At 65.7% G+C, this 18,353-nt stretch carries 16 protein-coding genes; 10 read left to right on the plus strand and 6 right to left on the minus strand.

Annotation, left to right across the window (positions count from 1 at the left end; translation table 11 throughout):
- Positions 1-153 precede the first annotated feature (153 nt).
- The 5 genes from E2K99_RS05385 to E2K99_RS05405 all read right to left on the minus strand — a co-directional run bounded on the left by E2K99_RS05385 (position 154) and on the right by E2K99_RS05405 (position 5,994).
- Complete coding sequence (locus E2K99_RS05385) at positions 154-1,056, minus strand: GNAT family N-acetyltransferase (RefSeq protein WP_121044156.1); 903 nt, start codon at positions 1,054-1,056, stop codon at positions 154-156.
- A gap of 49 nt (positions 1,057-1,105) precedes the next feature.
- Positions 1,106-2,587, minus strand: a complete 1,482-nt coding sequence (locus tag E2K99_RS05390; protein ID WP_134221582.1) for an NAD-dependent succinate-semialdehyde dehydrogenase — start codon at positions 2,585-2,587, stop codon at positions 1,106-1,108.
- Positions 2,588-2,662: 75 nt separating this feature from the next.
- Positions 2,663-4,075 carry an NAD(P)/FAD-dependent oxidoreductase gene (locus E2K99_RS05395; RefSeq protein ID WP_338033886.1) on the minus strand — a complete coding sequence of 471 codons (1,413 nt, stop codon included), beginning with the start codon at positions 4,073-4,075 and terminating at the stop codon, positions 2,663-2,665.
- A 75-nt stretch (positions 4,076-4,150) separates the two neighbouring features.
- Entirely contained in the window at positions 4,151-5,077 is a 927-nt protein-coding gene (locus tag E2K99_RS05400) for a 2-hydroxyacid dehydrogenase (protein WP_134221584.1), read from the minus strand.
- A gap of 20 nt (positions 5,078-5,097) precedes the next feature.
- Entirely contained in the window at positions 5,098-5,994 is an 897-nt protein-coding gene (locus E2K99_RS05405) for a GNAT family N-acetyltransferase (RefSeq protein ID WP_134221585.1), read from the minus strand.
- A gap of 157 nt (positions 5,995-6,151) precedes the next feature.
- On the opposite strand from E2K99_RS05405, the gene E2K99_RS05410 reads away from it, so the two are divergent.
- From E2K99_RS05410 to E2K99_RS05445, 8 genes are all read left to right on the plus strand, one after another.
- A complete protein-coding gene (locus E2K99_RS05410; RefSeq protein ID WP_134221586.1) occupies positions 6,152-6,616 on the plus strand; it encodes a hypothetical protein in 465 nt (154 codons plus the stop codon).
- A 14-nt stretch (positions 6,617-6,630) separates the two neighbouring features.
- Positions 6,631-7,299, plus strand: a complete 669-nt coding sequence (locus E2K99_RS05415; protein ID WP_134137153.1) for a haloacid dehalogenase type II — start codon at positions 6,631-6,633, stop codon at positions 7,297-7,299.
- A 206-nt stretch (positions 7,300-7,505) separates the two neighbouring features.
- On the plus strand, positions 7,506-9,128 hold the full coding sequence (locus E2K99_RS05420; protein WP_134221587.1) for an ABC transporter substrate-binding protein: 1,623 nt from the start codon (positions 7,506-7,508) through the stop codon (positions 9,126-9,128).
- A 100-nt stretch (positions 9,129-9,228) separates the two neighbouring features.
- Positions 9,229-10,185 (plus strand): ABC transporter permease, encoded by a 957-nt coding sequence (locus tag E2K99_RS05425; protein WP_039785967.1) that lies wholly within the window; start codon positions 9,229-9,231, stop codon positions 10,183-10,185.
- Complete coding sequence (locus E2K99_RS05430) at positions 10,182-11,072, plus strand: ABC transporter permease (protein ID WP_134137152.1); 891 nt, start codon at positions 10,182-10,184, stop codon at positions 11,070-11,072. Before E2K99_RS05425 ends, E2K99_RS05430 begins: the two co-directional genes overlap by 4 nt.
- Positions 11,073-11,076: 4 nt before the next feature.
- Positions 11,077-13,014: an ABC transporter ATP-binding protein gene (locus tag E2K99_RS05435; protein WP_134221588.1), complete on the plus strand. Its 1,938-nt coding sequence runs from the start codon at positions 11,077-11,079 to the stop codon at positions 13,012-13,014.
- A 256-nt stretch (positions 13,015-13,270) separates the two neighbouring features.
- The gene (locus tag E2K99_RS05440; protein WP_134221589.1) at positions 13,271-14,005 is read left to right on the plus strand and encodes a cupin domain-containing protein; all 735 of its coding nucleotides are present in this window, start codon (positions 13,271-13,273) and stop codon (positions 14,003-14,005) included.
- Position 14,006: 1 nt separating this feature from the next.
- Entirely contained in the window at positions 14,007-15,332 is a 1,326-nt protein-coding gene (locus tag E2K99_RS05445) for an NAD(P)/FAD-dependent oxidoreductase (RefSeq protein WP_134221590.1), read from the plus strand.
- A gap of 6 nt (positions 15,333-15,338) precedes the next feature.
- On the opposite strand, the gene E2K99_RS05450 is transcribed toward E2K99_RS05445, so the two are convergent.
- Complete coding sequence (locus E2K99_RS05450; RefSeq protein WP_134221591.1) at positions 15,339-16,283, minus strand: LysR family transcriptional regulator; 945 nt, start codon at positions 16,281-16,283, stop codon at positions 15,339-15,341.
- Between the two features lie 126 nt (positions 16,284-16,409).
- Between E2K99_RS05450 and E2K99_RS05455 the strand changes: the two genes are divergently transcribed.
- Positions 16,410-16,808: a RidA family protein gene (locus E2K99_RS05455; RefSeq protein WP_134221592.1), complete on the plus strand. Its 399-nt coding sequence runs from the start codon at positions 16,410-16,412 to the stop codon at positions 16,806-16,808.
- A gap of 45 nt (positions 16,809-16,853) precedes the next feature.
- Positions 16,854-18,335 carry an aldehyde dehydrogenase family protein gene (locus E2K99_RS05460; protein WP_134221593.1) on the plus strand — a complete coding sequence of 494 codons (1,482 nt, stop codon included), beginning with the start codon at positions 16,854-16,856 and terminating at the stop codon, positions 18,333-18,335.
- The last annotated feature ends 18 nt before the right edge of the window (positions 18,336-18,353 follow it).

Raw genomic sequence — 18,353 nt, forward strand, 5'->3', positions numbered from 1 at the left:
TGCAGGCAAACGGCACAGCCGGCATGTGTTCTATCCTATGCCCCCGGCCTCGCAGGCGATGCGCAAGATGCGGGGCTGAAAAAGCATGTTCATGGGTTTTGCGCGCTGCTGCGGCATTTTCTGCGGCAGCAGCGCGGACACTTCAGCCCAGCCTCAGCCCAGCGCCTGATTGACGATGGAAAACAGCTGCATGCCCGCATCACGTACCGGCGGCTCACCCTTGCACATGCGGGTGACGTGGTCCACGCAGGTCAGGCCCAGCTTGTCGAACCAGGCTGGCAGGCCGCTCGATTCGAACACATCGATGCGGATGAAGGAGTCCGAATAAGTATTGATCCAGTGTGCGATCAATCCCTTGGCGCGTTCCGCGTCGGGTGCCACCACCGGACCGATCACGCGGCCGTGGCCGAAGCGGCGCACCAGCGCAAAGCCCAGCATCTCGCCATCGCGGTCCAGTGCCACGCCTTCGGATATCTCCAGCAGGGCCAGCAGCAGCTTGCTGCGATCCATGCCGGTGGCTTGCGCATCCAGTTCCAGCAGGCGATGAACATCATTCTTGCCCATCGGGCGCACGCGCTCACCTGGTGGCAGCGACACCAGCACCGGCTGCGCCGACGAGCCCTGGAACTGGTGCAGCACATCCTGCTGCACGAATCCCAGTTGCTTGTAGAGCGGCATGCCGGCCGCTGTCGCGTTGACGATGAGGCTGCGGCCATTGACCTCGCTAGCCGCATGCTGCATCAGCCGCCGTCCCAGGCCGCGCCGCTGCAACTCGGTCTGCACCAGCAGCATGCCGATGACGGCGTGGTGCTCGCCATAGGTGGTGCAGACCACGCTGCCGACGGTGCGCAGCGCAGCGTCCGAGGCGGTGTTTTCCAGCAGGTAGCCTTGCCCCATCTGCAGCAGGAAATTCCAGTCTTCCAGCCGGTGCGGCCACTTGAAGCGCAGCGACAGCCGGTGGCAGTGGCCCAGGTCATCCGTTGCAATCGGCCGCAAGAGCAGGTCGGGCAAGGGCTCGCGGGCGGTCTCGGGCTCGTGGGTGGACAGCGCGGGCATGGTGGCTCCTGTTGGTTTCAGTGAGAGGGGCAGCTAGGCAGGGGAGGACTCAGAGCTGGCCCTGGCAAACGTATTTGGTGTGCAGGTAATCATCCAGGCCATGCACCGAGCCTTCGCGGCCATAACCGGATTCCTTCACGCCGCCGAAGGGCGCCGCTTCCGCTGCCAGCGCACCTTCGTTGACGCCCACGATACCGCTTTCCAGCGCATCGGTGACGCGATGGATGCGGCGCACATCGGTCGAATAGAAATACGCAGCCAGGCCGAAGGGCGTGGCATTGGCGGCGGCGATCACTTCCTCTTCCGTCGAGAAGCGGGTAATTGGTGCCACCGGTCCGAAGGTCTCTTCGCAGCTGCATTGCATCTCGCCGGTGACGTTGGCCAGCACGGTCGGGGCATAGTAGTTGTCGCTTTCGAAGCCGGAGCCCTGCAGGCGCTTGCCGCCGGTGATCACGCGCGCACCGCGTTCGATGGCATCGCGCACGTGCTGGTCGATCTTGCCAATGGCGCGGGCGTTGATCATCGGGCCGATCTGCGAAGCCGGATCGGTGGCCGGGCCGACCTTCAGTGCCGCCACGCGCGCCCCGAGCTTGGCCACGAAGTTTTCATAGACCTTGTCTTGCACGTAGATACGGTTGGGGCTCACGCAGGTCTGGCCGCCATTGCGGAACTTGGCGGCCATCACGCCATCGATGGCGGCGTCCACATCGGCATCATCAAAGACGATGAAGGGCGCATTGCCGCCCAGTTCCAGCGAGAGTTTCTTCAGGGTGTCGGCCGAATGGCGCGCCAGGTGCTTGCCGACGGCGGTCGATCCGGTGAAGCTGATCTTGCGCACGCGGCCATCGGCCAGCCACACATCGACCACTTCCGGCGTGCGCTCGCGCGAGGCGGTGACGATGTTGATGACGCCAGCCGGTACGCCCGCTTCCAACGCCAGGCGGATCAGCGCCAGCGACGTCAGCGGCGTATCCTCGGCCGGCTTGCACACCACGGTGCAGCCCGCGGCCAGGGCCGGGGCGATCTTGCGGGCGATCATCGCCGCCGGGAAATTCCACGGCGTGATGGCCGCCACCACGCCCACCGGTTCCTTCAGTGCCATCATGCGGCGGCCGGTGACCGGTGCCGGGATGATGTCGCCATTGGCGCGCGTAGCCTCTTCACCGAACCATTCCACGTAGCTGGCGGCATAGGCCACTTCGCCCTTGGCTTCGGCCAGCGGCTTGCCCTGTTCGCGCGAGATCAGGCGGCCCAGGTCTTCCTGGTGCGCCAGCAGCAGATCGTTCCAGCGCTTGATGATGGTGGCGCGCTGCTTGGCCGGTGTGGCGCGCCAGGCCGGGAAGGCGGCGACGGCCGCATCGACGGCGGCACGCGCGTCAGCGGCGGTGCCGTCCGGCACGGTGGCAAACACCTGGCCGGTGGCCGGGTCAGTCACGTCCAGCACGCGGCCATCGGCCGCAGCGCGCCAGTCGGCGCCGATCAGTTGGGCGCCGGGCATCAGGTCCTGGCGTTGCAGAGTCAGAGAGGTCATGGTGAGCATTCAGCAAAAGTTAATGCAACTATCAACGAGCATTCAATAAAAGTTAATGCAGCAAGCGGCGCATCATCAGGCCAGCTTGTCCTTGAGCTGGTAATACAGGCCGATCACCGGCAGGAACCACGGCGGCCCGAAGTGGCCGGGGATGGCCGGCCATTCGCGTTCGCGCCAGGGGTTGGCCAGCGCGTCACCCGCCATCACCTGGGCCATGCACTGGCCCATGTGCACCGACATCTGCGTGCCGTGTCCGCTGTAGCCCATGGAGTAATACAGTCCGTCGCGTTCGCCAGCCTGCGGCAGGCGGTCGCGCGTCATGTCGACCAGGCCGCCCCAGCAGTAGTCCAGGCGCACCTGGCCCAGCTGCGGGAAGGTCTCGTGCAGGCCCTGGCGCAGGATCTCGCCGCTGGCCGCATCGGACTGCGGACTGGAAATCGCAAAGCGCGCCCGTCCGCCAAAGACCAGGCGGGTATCGGGCGTCATGCGGAAATAGTGGTGGATGTTGGCCACCGTCGTATAGGTGCGCTGCCTGGCCAGCATCGTGGCGGCGCGCTCGGCGCCCAGCGGTTCGGTCACCACGATGAAACTGCCGATGGGCACGATGCGCCGGCGCAGCCAGCCGAAGCTGCCATAGGCACCGTGACGGCTGGCCCCGGTGGCCAGCAGCACCTGCTTGGCCGTGATGGTGCCGCGTGCGGTGTGGACACGATGCGCGTGGGTGTCGCCGATGCGTTCCAGGCGTCGCACTTCGGTACCGGTATGGATGGCCGCGCCGTGACGCTCGGCCGCCGTGGCCAGGCCCCAGGCAAAGCGGCCCATGTGCATCTGGCCGCTGCGCTTGTAGAGCAGGCCGCCGTGGAAGCGCTCGCTTTGCACCTCGGCGCGCACGCGGGCGGCATCGAGGATCTCCACATCGCTGTCCACGCCATCGGCGATGAGACGGTCGGCACTGCGTTGCAGGGCGTCCATCTGGTAGGGTTTGGTGGCCATCTTGAGCTTGCCGTGGCGCAGGAAATCGCAGGCGATCTGCTCCTGCTCCACCAGCCGTGCCACGGTGTCGACCGCGTCGTCATAGGCGTGATACCAGGCGCGGGCTCGCTCCACGCCGACCTTGGCGGCGACCTCGGCATAGTCCACCGCCAGGCCATTGTTGACGTGGCCGCCGTTGCGGCCCGAGGCTTCCGCAGCCACATGCGGGCCGGCTTCCAGCACCACCACCGAGGCCCCGCGTTTGGCGAAAGCCAGTGCCGCCGACAAGCCGGTGAAGCCGCCGCCGACGATGGCCACGTCAACCTGCGCGGGCAGCTCGCGCGTGGGGGAGATGAACAGCGGGGCAGAATCGGTCCAGTAGGATTCCAGCTTCATGGTCGGGGCTTCAGGCAGGTGAATGGGGAAAGGTGAGGCGGCAGACGCACTGCGCCACGTCATCAAGGATAGAACGCATAAGCCAGCGCCGTGACGCGAACTGCCCGCCGCCAGCGGCATGGCATGCCGTTGTGGCGGGGCGGTTCGGCATTTTGTTTGCCATGCGGCATCTCCGGATGAAGTGGCGTCGAGGCATCAGTAACCGCGCTGGCGGTCGATCAGGCCCAGCAGCGGCAAGCCCTCGCGATGGCGGCGCAGGTTTTCCAGCACCGCATCGACCGCACCATCGGGCTGGGTCATGCTGGCGATGTGCGGCGTGAGCACGATGTCGGGATGGGTCCAGAAGGGATGGCCCTGCGGCAAGGGTTCGGTCTCGCACACGTCCAGCACGGCGGCGCTCAATTGGCCGTCATTGAGAGCGGCCAGCAGATCGTCTTCCACCAGATGGCCACCGCGTCCGACGTTGACCAGCGCGGCACCGCGCGGCAATTGCGCAAACAGCTCGCGGTTGAGCAGGCCGCGCGTATCGTCGGTCAGCGGCACCAGGCACACCAGCACATCGGTACGTGCCAGGAAGTCGCGCAGGCCATCGCTGCCGCTGTAGCAATCGATGCCGTCCATCTGGTGCGCCGAACGGCTCCATCCTGCGCAGGGGAAACCCAGACCGTGCAACTGCTGCAGCACGGCGCGTCCCAGCATGCCCAGTCCGAGCACGCCGACGCGGCAGGCCGAGGCCGGGCGCACGCGATGGGCGCGCCACACCTGGTCACGTTGCTGGCGCGCATAAATCCGGCTGTCACGATGGAGGCCCAGCACGGCGTGCGTCACGTACTGCACCATGCCGGCGGCAATGCCGGGCTCGGTCATGCGCACCACCGGCAGGTCCGGGGGCAGGGTGGCCATGTCGAACTGGTCGATGCCGGCCCCGACCGAGAACAGGATTTCCAGATGGGGGAAGCGCTGGGCAATATCCTCCGGTGGCGTCCATGCGGCCAGATAGCGCACGCTGCTGCCATCGCCTTCATGCGGCCAGATATGGAAGGGCAGCTCAGGGGCCTTCTCGGCGAACAGTTGCGCCCATTCGGCACCGCGTACCGGATCGGCCTTGTAGAGAAAAGTCATGGTGGTCTCGTGCTGGCCGTTCAGCCCAGTGCCTGGTTGATCATGGAATAGGTGCGCCACGCGGTGGCGGGCGCGGGCGGGGTGCCACGGCACATGCTGACCACGTTGTCCACGCAGGTCAGGCCGATCTCTTCGAGCCACGGTTTGAGGCCGGTCCGGCCCGGCACGTCGATGCGCAGATAAGCGCCGGGATAGGCGTTGATCCAGTAAGCGATGAGCGTCTTCGCATCTTCCACATGGCTGGCGATGACGGGGCCGATCACGCGGCCGCGCCCGAACTCGCGCAGATAGGCGACGCCCTTGACCTGGCCCGCCTGTTCCAGCACGGCCACTTCGGAGGTGTCCAGCAGCGGCACCAGCAGGGCGCTGCGGTCCATGCCGCTGGCCTGGCGGTCCAGTGCCAGCAGATAAGGCACTTCGTCCTTGCGCAGCGGGCGGATGCGCGCGCCTGCGGCCAGTACCGGGGTGGCACGCGCGGTGGTGCTCTGGTGCTGGCTCAGGGTGTCGGTGACCACGAAGCCCAGCTTCTCGTAGAGCGGGCGTCCGGCCTCGGTGGCATTGAGGATGACGTTGCGCGTACCGGCATCCTGCAGCAGGCGCTGCATCATGGCGCGGCCCAGGCCACGGCCTTGCAGGGCATCGGTGATGATGACCAGGCCCAGCGAGGCATAGTCCTCGCCGAGCGGGCAGAGCATGCCGCTGCCGGCCACGCTGCGCGTGCCATCGGGTTCTTCCAGTTCCACCGCCCAGCTGCTGCTGACCTGATGATGGAACTGCCAGTCGGCCAGCCGGTGCGGCCAGTAGAGGTGCAGACTCATGGCGTGGCAACTGGCCAGGTCCTCGGGGCGCATGGGGCGCAGGGTGGTCTGTACGGTCTGTACGGCCTGACCGGCCGGGAGCGTGCTTTGGGTAGTCATGCAGCGTGTCCTTGTCGATACGGTGGCGATGCGGATGAGGCAGGGTCAATGGTCCCTGTTCCGTCAAATCCTATAAATATATAAATAGTTTGCGGGTTTCGGTCTTCTCGCGCTGCGGGCCGCGCCCGCTGGCCGGGTCCGCAACGCTACCCCAGCGATGATGCACCTGGCGCGGCATTGCGCGGCAGTTTTCAAGCCTGCCAATTCGCAATCTTATGGCGATCTGCCCCCTCTTCTCGGCACAAAATTGGGCGGCACCGGCAGTAGCATGATGCAGCCCCCGCAGGTTCTGCTTTGGCAGGCCAGCGCGGTGCGCAAGCAGATGCGGAGCAGGCATCGCCTGCGCAAATGCAGTCCCGGACATGCGCCAGCCTGCGGACACGATCCGCACCAGCTTGGTGAAAATGCCCCAAAGCAGCGCACCCGGCTCGCATTGCTGCACTGCTCGGCAAGCTATGCTGATTGGACCGCAGAAAACACATATTTCTGTCTCGCGGCCCGGTCAAAAAGGAATAAATCGCAAGTTTCGCTATGTTGTAATCCTTCTCATGCAGTCAACCGCAATCCCGCAAGCAAGCAGCCTCCAGCGCAGGCCCAACAGGTGATGCGCCCCCTTTTTTGACAGGACGATTTTCCATGAGCATTTTCAAGCCCAAGTTCATTACCTTCGATTGCTACGGCACCCTGACCCGTTTCCAGATGTCGGAAACCGCGCAAAAGATTTACGCCGATCGCGTCTCCGCCGAAGACATGCCGTTCTTCCTGCGCCAGTTCGCGGCCTATCGCCTCGATGAAGTGCTGGATCAATGGAAGCCCTACGAACAGGTCTGCAAGAACGCCATCACCCGCACCTGCGCGCGCTGGGGCATCAAGACCACCGACGAGGAAACCGGTGCCTTCTACAAGGCCGTGCCGACCTGGGGCCCGCACGCCGACGTGCCGGAGGGCCTGTCCAAGGTGGCCAAGGAATTCCCGCTGGTGATCTTCTCCAATGCCGACGACAGCCAGATCATGCACAACGTCGAGCAACTGGGCGCGCCCTTCCACAAGGTCTTCACCGCCCAGCAGGCACAAGCCTACAAGCCGCGCCTGAGCGCCTTCGAATACATGCTCGACAACCTGAACTGCAATCCGGAAGACGTGCTGCACGTGTCCTCCAGCCTGCGTTACGACCTCATGCCGGCCTCCGACATGGGCATCAAGAACAAGGTCTTCGTGGCCCGCGGCCATGAACCCTCGACCCCGTATTACGGCTACACCGAAATCAAGGACATCTCCGGCCTGCCGGGCGTGCTGGGTCTGTAAGGCGCTTGTCAGCAGTCAGCAGTGAGCGGGAGCTGCAGGGCTCCCGCGCAGTTTCCGTATTTCCCGGTGTGCTCCCGCCCTGGTATCAATGTTGCGAGGAGTGTGCCGGACCAACAGGCGGCGTGCCCTCCCGAGGGATCTGCAACATGCAGACGGCAGGGCAGGCCGGTGGTCTTCGTGGTTGAACTTTTATCGTGAGGCATTTCATGAGCAAGCAGGAAAACGGACATCACCCCAAAGAGGGTTCCATCATCACCGGCGATGCGCTGGACCAGGCCCCTGGCGGCTTCACCCGTCGCGACATGATGCGCACCCTGCTGGCCGGCAGCCTCATGACGGTCGGCGGCACGGGCCTGCTGACGGCCAGCGGCAGCGTCATGGCACAGACCGGCAAGCGCGGCGGCAAGATGCGCATCGCCACCCAGACCAGCTCCACTGCCGATACCCTGGACCCGGCCAAGACCGCGCACTCCACCGACTACACCCGGGCGCACATGTTCTACAACGGCCTGACCAAGCTCGATGGCAAGCTCGCACCGCAGATGGTGCTGGCCGAAGAAATGCTGACCACCGACGCCATCACCTGGACCGTCAAGCTGCGCAAGGGCGTGGTCTTCCATGACGGCAAGCCGTTCACCCCGGCCGACGTGGTCTACTCGATCATGCGCCACAAGGATCCGGCCACCGCCTCCAAGGTCAAGGTCGTGGCCGACCAGTTCGAATCGGTCAAGGCCACCGGCCCCAACGAAGTCCAGATCAAGCTCACCAGCGCCAACGCCGACTTGCCGGTGATCCTGGCGACCGCGCAATTCCTCATCATCCGCGACGGCACCACCAACTTCAGCACCCCCAACGGGACCGGTGCCTTCAAGCTCAAGGAATTCACCCCTGGCGTGCGCACCATCGGCGTGCGCAACGAGAATTACTGGAAGCCGGGCCTGCCCTACCTGGACGAAGTCGAACTCTTCGGCATCCCCGACGAAGCCGCGCGCGTCAATGCGCTGCTCTCCGGCGACGTGCACTGGATCAACGACGTCAACGCCCGTTCCACCGGCCGCGTCAAGGGCACGCCGGGCTATACCGTCATGGAAACCAAGTCGGGCCAGTACACCGACTTGGTGATCCGCCAGGACCAGGCCCCGGGCAACAGCATGGACTTCACGCTGGGCATGAAGTACCTGCTGGACCGCGAGCAGATCAAGATGGCCGCCTTCCGTGGCTATGCCGTGACCGCCAACGACCAGCCGATCGACCCGACCAACCGCTTCTACTTTGCCGGCCTGCCGCAGCGCCCCTTCGATCCGGAGAAGGCCAAGTTCCACCTGGAGAAGGCAGGCGTGCTGGGCAGCACCATCCCCATCGTGGCCTCGGTGGCCGCCACCGGTTCGGTCGACATGGCCGTGCTGATGCAGCAGAGCGCCGCCAAGATCGGCCTGAAGCTGGACGTGAAGCGCGTGCCTGCCGACGGCTACTGGTCCAACCAGTGGATGAAGGTGCCGGTCGGTTTCGGCAACATCAACCCGCGCCCCAGCGCCGACATTCTGCTGACCCAGTTCTTCAAGTCGGATGCGCAGTGGAACGAATCGGGCTGGAAGAATCCGCAGTTCGACCAGCTGGTGGTGGCCGCGCGCGGCGAGACCGACTTCACCAAGCGCAAGGCCATGTACGCCGACCTGCAGACCATGATCCACGAGAAGTGCGGCCTGGGTATCCCGGTCTTCATCATCAACCTGGAAGGCATGAGCACCAAGGTCAAGGGGATCGATCCGGTGCCGCTGGGTGCGTTCATGAACTACACCTGTGCGGAGTACGTCTGGCTGGACGCGTGAGTCCGGGAAAGTCTCACGCCTGACGTACGCTGTCAGTGGAAGTCGCGCGGGACCGGTTCATCTTGATGGCCGGCCCCGCCACTCGTTACCGAGGAAAGCTATGAATGGAATGATCCTGCGTCTGATCGTGCGCCGCCTGCTGCAGGCGGTGCTGACGCTGCTGCTGGTCTCGGCCGGCGTGTTCTTCATCACCAACCTGTTGCCGGGCGACGCCGCCCAGACCGCACTGGGCCAGGCCGCCACGCCGGAGACGGTGGCCGCACTGCGCCTGCAATACGGCCTGGACCTGCCGGCCCCGCTGCGTTATGCGCACTGGCTGGGCAACCTGCTCTCGGGCAACCCCGGCATGTCGCTGGTCAACAATGTGCCGGTGGCGCAGATGATCGGCGGCCGCCTGCCGGCCTCGCTGATGCTGGCGGCCGTGACGGCCCTCGTATCGGTGCCGCTGGCGCTGTTCCTGGGCATCTTCTCGGCCATGTATCGCGGCTCCTTCTTTGACCGTGCCGTCAACGTCAGTGCCGTGTCGATGGTATCGGTGCCGGAATTCCTGGTGGCCACGGTGGCCGTGATGATCTTCGCGGTCAAGCTGCGCTGGCTGTCGGCGCTGTCGCATGCCAGCGATGCCGCCACCCTGGGTGCCTTCATCAAGGCCTATGCCATGCCGGTGCTGACCCTGTGCTGCGTGATCGTGGCCCAGATGACGCGCATGACGCGCGCGGCCGTGATCGATCAGTTGCGTTCGTCCTATGCCGAAATGGCGCTGCTCAAAGGCGTCAAGCGCACCCGCATCGTGCTGCGCCATGCGCTGCCCAATGCCATCGGCCCGATTGCCAATGCCGTGGCGCTGAGCTTGTCCTACCTGCTGGGCGGTGTGCTCATCGTCGAGAGCATCTTCAATTATCCCGGCATCGCCACCCTCATGATCGATGCCGTGACCACCCGCGACATGCCGCTGGTGCAAGCCTGTTCCATGATCTTCTGTACCGGCTACCTGCTGCTGGTGCTGACCGCCGATGTGCTGGCCATTGTTTCCAATCCAAGGTTGAAGACCCGATGAAAGCCCTCCACGACTCCACCGGCACCGAAGCGGGCGCGCCTGTCGCACCGGCTGCCGCAGCCACCGCACCCGCCAGGCGCGTGCGCCGCCATTCGACCATGGCCTGGATCGGCATGGTGATCGTCGGCTTCTGGATCCTGATGGCCATCCTCGGCCCCAGCATCTCGCCCTACGACGCCACTGCCATCGTCGATACCGACGTGTTCTCCGGCATGAGCCACAAGTTCCTGCTGGGCAGCGACTACCTGGGCCGCGACATGCTGAGCCGCATCCTCTTCGGCACCCGCGCCACCATCGGCCTGGCTTTGCTGTCGACCGTGGTGGCCAGCCTCTCGGGTACCGCCATCGCCTTGTTCGCGGCCTTCTCGGGCGGCTGGCGCGATGCCGTCATCAGCCGTGCGCTCGATGCCCTGATCTCGATTCCCAGCAAGATGTTCGCGCTGATGATGGTGGCCACTTTCGGTTCTTCCATGTTCCTGCTGGTGCTCACGGCGGCCATCACCTACATGCCCGGTGCCTACCGCATCGCCCGTTCCTTGGCGGTCAACGTGCAGGCCATGGAATACGTGCAGGCTGCGCGCGCTCGCGGCGAGGGCGTGTGGTACATCATGACCGTGGAAATGCTGCCCAACATGATCCGCCCGGTGCTGGCCGATTTCGGCCTGCGCTTCGTCTACGTGGTGCTGCTGCTGTCGGGCCTGAGCTTCCTCTCGCTGGGCGTGCAGCCGCCGGATGCGGACTGGGGTTCGCTGGTGCGGGAAAACATTTCCGGCCTGGGCGAAGGCGCCCTGGCGGTGATCATGCCGGCCCTGGCGATTGCCTCGCTGACCATCGGCGTGAACCTGTTGATCGATAACCTGCGCAGCAAGCGCGCTGCCAAGGAGTAAGCCCGTGAAGCAATTCGATATCTTCCTCGGCAAGGAAAGCGGCGTCGGTGCTGGCGCTGCGGCAGGCGGGGCGGCAGTGCGGCCCCTGGTGGAAGTGCAGGGCCTGCGGGTGAATGCCCGCAAGGACGACGGCACCCAGGTCGAGATCGTCAAGAACGTCAATTTCACCGTGGCCCCCGGCGAAGTGCTGGCCCTGATCGGTGAATCCGGTTCCGGCAAGACCACCATCGCACTGTCGCTGCTGGGCTATGCGCGTTCCGGTTGCCAGATCGCCGGTGGCCAGGTGCGCATCGGCCAGCGCCAGATCGACCAGATGGATGAAAAGGCGCTGCTGGCCATGCGCGGTCATCACGTGGCCTACATCGCCCAGAGTGCGGCGGCGGCCTTCAATCCGGCCCGCACCCTGATGGACCAGGTGATCGAAAGTGCCCTGCAGCACGGCGTGATGGACAAGGCCAGCGCCATGCGCAAGGCGGTCGAGCTGTTCCGTGCGCTGGCCCTGCCCAATCCCGACAAGATCGGTGAGCGTTATCCGCACCAGGTCTCCGGTGGCCAGTTGCAGCGCGTGATGGCGGCCATGGCCCTGATCACCGATCCTGAACTGGTGATCCTGGACGAACCCACGACCGCGCTGGACGTGACCACCCAGATCGAAGTGCTGCGCGCCTTCAAGAAAGTGGTCAAGGAAATCGGCACCACCGCCGTCTACGTGTCGCACGACCTGGCCGTGGTGGCGCAGATGGCCGACCGCATCATCGTCCTGCGCGACGGTGCCGTGCGCGAAGTCGGCACCACCGACCAGGTGCTGCATGCCCCGGCCGATACCTACACCCAAAGCCTGATCGCCGCCGCCTGCCCGGCTGCGCGCGTGGTTCAACTGCGCGAGATCCTGCCCGAGACCGTACCGGCCGAAGCCCGTGCCCCGCTGCTGCGCATCAGCGGCCTGGTGGCAGGTTACGGCGCACCGGACCGGCTGGGCCTGCCGGGCGTGCGCATCCTGGATGACATCAATCTCACCATCCAGCGTGGCAGCACCGTGGGCATCATCGGCGAATCCGGTTCCGGCAAGACCACCCTGGCGCGTGCCGTGGCCGGCATGATCGCGCCGGCGCGCGGCAGCATCCAGCTCGATGGGCAGAACCTGTCGCCTACGCTGGAAGGCCGCACCCGTGAACAATTCCGCCGCGTGCAGATCGTGTTCCAGAACGCCGACACTGCGCTCAATCCGGCGCACTCCATCGGCCGCATCCTGAATCGTCCGCTGTCTTTCTATCACGGCTTGAAGGGCGAGGCCATGCGCCGCCGTACGGCCGAACTGCTGGACCTGGTCAAGCTGCCTTCCAGCGTCATCGACCGCCTGCCCGCCGAACTGTCCGGTGGCCAGAAGCAGCGCGTGAACCTGGCCCGTGCACTGGCCGCCAAGCCCGACCTGATCCTGTGCGATGAAGTGACGTCGGCGCTGGACACCGTGGTGGCTGCCGCCATCCTGGAACTGCTGGCCGAGCTGCGGCGCGAGCTGCAGGTGTCCTACATGTTCATCAGCCACGACATCAGCACCGTGCGTGCGATTTGCGACGACATCGTGGTGCTCTATGCCGGCCGCATGGTGGCCAACCGTCCGCGTGAAGCCATGATGGCGCCGCCTTATCACCCGTATTCGCACCTGCTGCTGTCGTCGGTCCCGGCCATGCAGCAAGGCTGGCTGGAACAGGTGGCCGGGGCCGGCCAGCACAAGCTGCCGCCGATTGGCGCGGTCGATCCGTCGCCGGAGATCTGCGCCTTCCTGCCGCGCTGTGCGCAGCGTATCGATGGCGTGTGCAACGTGGTGCCGCCGCGCCGCCGCAACATGGAACACGGTGGCGAGATCCTTTGCCACCGTTCGGATGCCGACCTGCAGCAGTCGCAGATGCCGCTGGTGCCGGTGGAGGGCATCACCGTCTGACCCGGTGACCCACCCAGCCGCCTGCCTGGCCGCGAGCCATGGCGGGCAGGCAAGGCAGGCCACGAGCATTAAGCCGCATTTAATGCTGGATTCGTTGAGCATTAATCACAGGATCAGGTGCGGCTCGTAGCATCGTCATGGATGGCATGCCGTCGGTCGCAGCGCCGGCCATGAAGCAAAGATTCGGGCAGGACCGCCAGAGCACCGTGGAGTCGGTCTCGCATTCCTGCCCATCCCCAAGGAAACAGGAGAAGAAATGACTGCAGCGTTGGTGTTGTACCGTGCCTCCGGCACCCCCGTATCCACCCCCTTCCATCCGGGCGCGCTGGGCGCCTCGGACCCCTTTGCCGCCTCGCGCGAGATCGCCTGGCAGGGCATCGGCGGCATGAGCGCAGGCCGCCTGCGCTTCGAAGGCAGCCTCGACATCGCCCGCTTCCCGCATCAGGAAACGCTGGTGGTAGTGCAGGGCGAACTGCGTATCGAAGCCGAAGGTGCCGCACCGCTGGTGATCAAGCCCGACAACGGCGTGGTCATCGCCACCGGCGCCGCCGTGCGCATCACGGCCACGCAGCCGACCCTCGTCATGTTCTGCGCGGCCGACTGCCCGCACCCCGTGCAGCCGGGCGTGTTCCCGCTGGTGGCCGAAGCCAACTTCAAGCCCTCGGCCAATTCGCTGCCCAAGGAAATCCTGCTGGGCGACGTACCCACCTGCCGCAGCGACAACGTGATCGATGAAAGCTCCATCGGCTGCAAGATCGGCACCTGGGATTCCACCCCTTACCACCGCATCGTGCGCGCCCATCCGGTCAATGAATTCATGCACATCCTCGATGGCGGCGTGCGCTTTGCCGAACCGGATGGCAGCGTGGTTTCCGTGGAGCGGGGCGACGCCGTCTTCGTACCGCTGGGTGCGGCCATCGGCTGGGAGAGCAGTGAGCGCGTGGCCAAGTACTACGTGGTGCAGACGGTCGCGGCCGAGGGAGGAAAGTAAGATGTCGCCCCCGCTCGTGCAGGTCCAGAGTCCTACCATTCCTCCGGCGTCGGCCGATGTGGTCGTCATCGGCGGCGGCATCATCGGCATCTTCACCGCCTACTATCTGGCCAAGCGTGGCATCTCGGTGGCGGTGGTCGAGAAGGGCCGCATCGGTGCCGAACAATCCAGCCGCAACTGGGGCTGGTGCCGCCAGCAGAATCGCGACGCCCGCGAACTGCCGATGGCCACCAAGAGTATCGACCTGTGGGAACAATTCTCCGCCGAGACCGGCGAAGACACCGGTTTTACGCGTTGCGGCCTGCTCTATCTCTCCAACGATGATGAAGAAATCGCCCGCTGGGCGGCCTGGGGCGACTTCGCCAAGACTGCCGGCGTGACCACCTACATGCTCGATTCGAAACAAGCTGCCGAGCGCGGCCAGGCCACCGGACGCGCCTGGAAAGGCGGCGTCTTCTCGCCCACCGACGGCACTGCCGACCCGGGCAAGGCAGCACCCGCCGTGGCGCGCGCCATCATGAAACTGGGTGGCCACGTGATCCAGCAATGCGCCGCACGCGGCATCGAAACCGAAGGTGGCCGCGTCTCGGGCGTCATTACCGAAGCCGGCGTCATCAAGACCAAGGTGGCCGTCATGGCCGGTGGCGCATGGGCTTCGTCCTTCTGCCATCAACTGGGTATTCGCTTCCCGCAGGCATCCGTGCGGCAATCCATCATGAGCGTGGCGCCCATGGAGCAGCCTTTGCCGGGCGCGCTCTACACGTCTGGCGTAGCCGTCACCCGCCGCAGCAACGGCTCCTATGCGCTGGCCATCAGCGGCCGCGCGCGGGTCGATCCGACCATGCAGTTCCTGCGCTTCTCCCCGCAGTTCCTGCCGATGTTCGCCAAACGCTGGCGCAGCCTGTCGCCGGGCGGGCTGGAAGCCTGGCGCAGCGGCCACGAGACCCTGTCGCGCTGGCGCATGGATGCGCCTACGCCGATGGAACGCATGCGTATCCTGGATGCGTCGGCTGATCCGGTCTCGATCCGGGCCACCCATCGCCGTGCGGTCGAATTGCTGCCGCAGCTGGCGCAGGCCAAAGTCACGCATACCTGGGCCGGTTATGTGGACAGCACGCCTGATGGCGTGCCCGGCATCGGTGAGCTGCCGCAGACGCCGGGCCTGATCCTGGCGGCGGGTTTCTCCGGTCACGGTTTCGGTATCGGGCCGGGTGCGGGTCACCTGATCGCGGACCTGGCCAGCGGTGTGGAGCCCATCGTCGATCCGCGTCCCTATCACCCCAATCGTTTCTCGGATTCTTCCTGGGGCAAGGTCGCGGATTTCTGAAGCAGTTCAGCGCCGCCAGGGCACGGGCTGGAAGGCCCGCTTGGCGGCGTCAAGGAAGACGCGCTGGCGCAGCGTCAGGCCCTGGCGGCCCGGCAGCAGCGCCATGATGGGCGCGGGATCGAGTTGCCAGCCGGGCAGCACGCGCTTGAGGCTGCCGTCGGCGACCAGATGCGCGCAATCCCATTCGGAACGCGCCACGAAGCCTTCACCATCGAGCGCCCAGTCGCGCGTGATGGTGCCGTCATTGGAAGAGAGCGCGCCATTGAGCTTGACGGTCAGCGCCTTGCCGGTGCGGCGGCCGGCACTGTCGACGGGCGTGAAGCGCAGGCGGCTGAGGTCGTCGTCATTCTCGCGCAGGCTCAGGTAGGGATACTCGGCCAGGTCGGAAGGATGCTTGACGCGCTGCATGCGTTTGGCCAGCACCGGCGCGGCACACAGGAAGCGCGCATTGGGCGCGAGGAAGTGGCCAACCCAGGAGGAGCCCTTGACGCGCCCGATGGAGATGATGGCGTCAGCGCCGGTGGAAGCCGCCAGCGGACTTTCGGCCAGCAGCAGCGAGATGCTCAGTTTGGGATGGCTGCGGTGCAGATCGCGGATCAGCGGTGCCACGTAGCGGCGCCCGAAGCCGAAGGGCGCGACTACGCGCAGCGAACCGCTGACGTTGGCCAGGTTGCCGCCGGCCCCGCGGTCCGATTCACGCGAGACGCTGGCGGTGATGGATTCGATGCGCTCCAGGATGTCCATGGCTTCCTGCACCAGGCGCTGGCCTTCGTCGGTGAGCGCGAAGCCGCGCGCGGCGCGATTGGCCAGGCGCACGCCGACGCGGTCCTCGATGCGCTGCAGGCGCACCGTCACTGCCGGTGGCGTCAGGTCGAGCAGGCGGGCAGCGCCGGCCAGCGAGCTGGCCGAGCCCAGGGCACGCAGCAGTTGCATGTCATCGAGTTGCAGCATTAAAAATCTCTTAATGGTGAATTGAACGAACATTAAACATCGCTGAAGGTCTTTTGGCTACAGTCCATCAAAGGAAATGCGTCGGTTATCCTGACCGGCCTTCCTGCCACTTCAGCCTTGCCCATCATGAACAACACAGCACACACCGCCCCCGTCACCCTCAACCCGACCGGCCTGGCCACCCCGGGCGGCCACTACAGCCACGTCGCCATCGGCAACGGCATGGTCTTCATCTCGGGCCAGTTGCCCATCGATGCGAGCGGCCACAAGCTCACAGACGCCAGCTTCGAAATGCAGGCACTGCAGGTGCTGGCCAATGTGGAAGCCGCACTCGCCGGTGCCGGCAGTGACATCGGCAAGCTGCTGCAGGTCCGCATCTATCTCACCGATGTGGCGTACTGGCCCGCCTTCAACGACATCTACGCACGCTGGGCCGGCAGCGCCCGCCCGGCACGCGCCGTGGTGCCGGTCCCGGCACTGCACTTCGGCCTGCAGGTCGAGGTGGAGGCCACGGCACTGCTGTGACACTGCGCCGCACGCGCAACCAACCCGAAACAAGGACAACCCGACATGACCCGCACCGCTTCCACCGACATCGTCTCTCCGCTGGCGCACCTCAAGCGCAACGGCCGCCTGGATCACTTCTACATCGATGGTCAATGGCAGCGCCCGCAAGGCGACGGACTGGCCGCCGTGGTCTCGCCTGCCACGGAGGAACGTGTCTGCGAGATCGCATTGGGCAACGCCGCCGACGTGGACCAGGCCGTGCAGGCCGCGCGCCGGGCGTTTGCCGCCTGGGCCGCGACCTCGCCGCTGGAGCGCGCCGCGCTGCTCGGTCGTGTTCACGCCCTGCTGGTGGAACGCACCGAACTGTTCGCCCAGGCACTGACGCTGGAGATGGGCGCTCCCATCACCTATGCCCGCACGGCCCACGTGCCGCTGGCGGCTGAACACCTGCGTGTGGCGCGTGACAACCTGGCGGACTATGCTTTCATCCGCCCGCGCGGCACCACGGCCATCGTGCGCGAGCCGATCGGTGTGTGTGCCCTCATCACGCCCTGGAACTGGCCGATCTACCAGATCACCGCCAAGGTCGGTCCGGCACTGGCAGCCGGTTGCACCGTGGTGTTGAAGCCGAGCGAACTGTCGCCGCTGTCGGCCTTGCTGTTTGCCGAGATCGTGCATGAAGCGGGCATTCCGGCGGGCGTCTTCAACCTGGTCAATGGCAGCGGGCCCGAGGTCGGTGCGGCCATGTCCTCGCATCCGCAGGTGGACATGATCTCGATCACCGGCTCCACCCGCGCCGGCGTGCTGGTGGCGCAAGCCGCTGCCGTCACGGTCAAGCGCGTGGCCCAGGAGCTGGGCGGCAAGTCGCCCAATGTGGTGTTGCCGGATGCGGACCTGGCGCGTGCCATTCCGCCGGGTGTGGCGGCGGCCTTCCGCAACATGGGACAGTCCTGCAGCGCGCCCACGCGTCTGATCGTGCCGCGTGCATCACTGGATCGCGTGCATGAACTGGCGCTGGCGACGCTGGCCCAGATGAAAGTGGGCGACCCCACCGATGCCGCGACGACCCACGGCCCGCTGGCCAACCGCGCGCAATTCCTGCGGGTGCAACAGATGATCGAGGCCGGGATGCAGGACGGTGCACGCCTGCTGGCCGGTGGCGCCGGACGCCCGGACGGACTGGAGCAGGGTTACTACGCGCGGCCCACGATCTTCTCCGATGTGCATACCGACATGGTGATCGCTCAGGAAGAAATCTTCGGACCCGTGCTGGCCATCCTGCCCTATGACACCGTGGAAGAAGCCATTGCCATCGCCAACGACACCGTCTATGGCCTGGGTGCGCACGTGCAGGGCACCGACAAGGACCAGGTGCGCGCCGTAGCCGCCCGCATCCAGTCCGGCCAGGTGCACCTGAACTATCCGGCCTGGGATCCACAGGCCCCTTTCGGCGGCTACAAGCAGTCCGGCAACGGGCGCGAGTACGGGGTGGAGGGCATGGAGGAATACATGGAAGTGAAATCGATCCTGGGCTACTACGCCTGAGCGTCTTCATCACCGCCG

Origin of the sequence: Herbaspirillum huttiense (assembly GCF_004367745.1) — a bacterium.
In the GTDB taxonomy this organism is placed as follows: domain Bacteria; phylum Pseudomonadota; class Gammaproteobacteria; order Burkholderiales; family Burkholderiaceae_D; genus Herbaspirillum; species Herbaspirillum huttiense.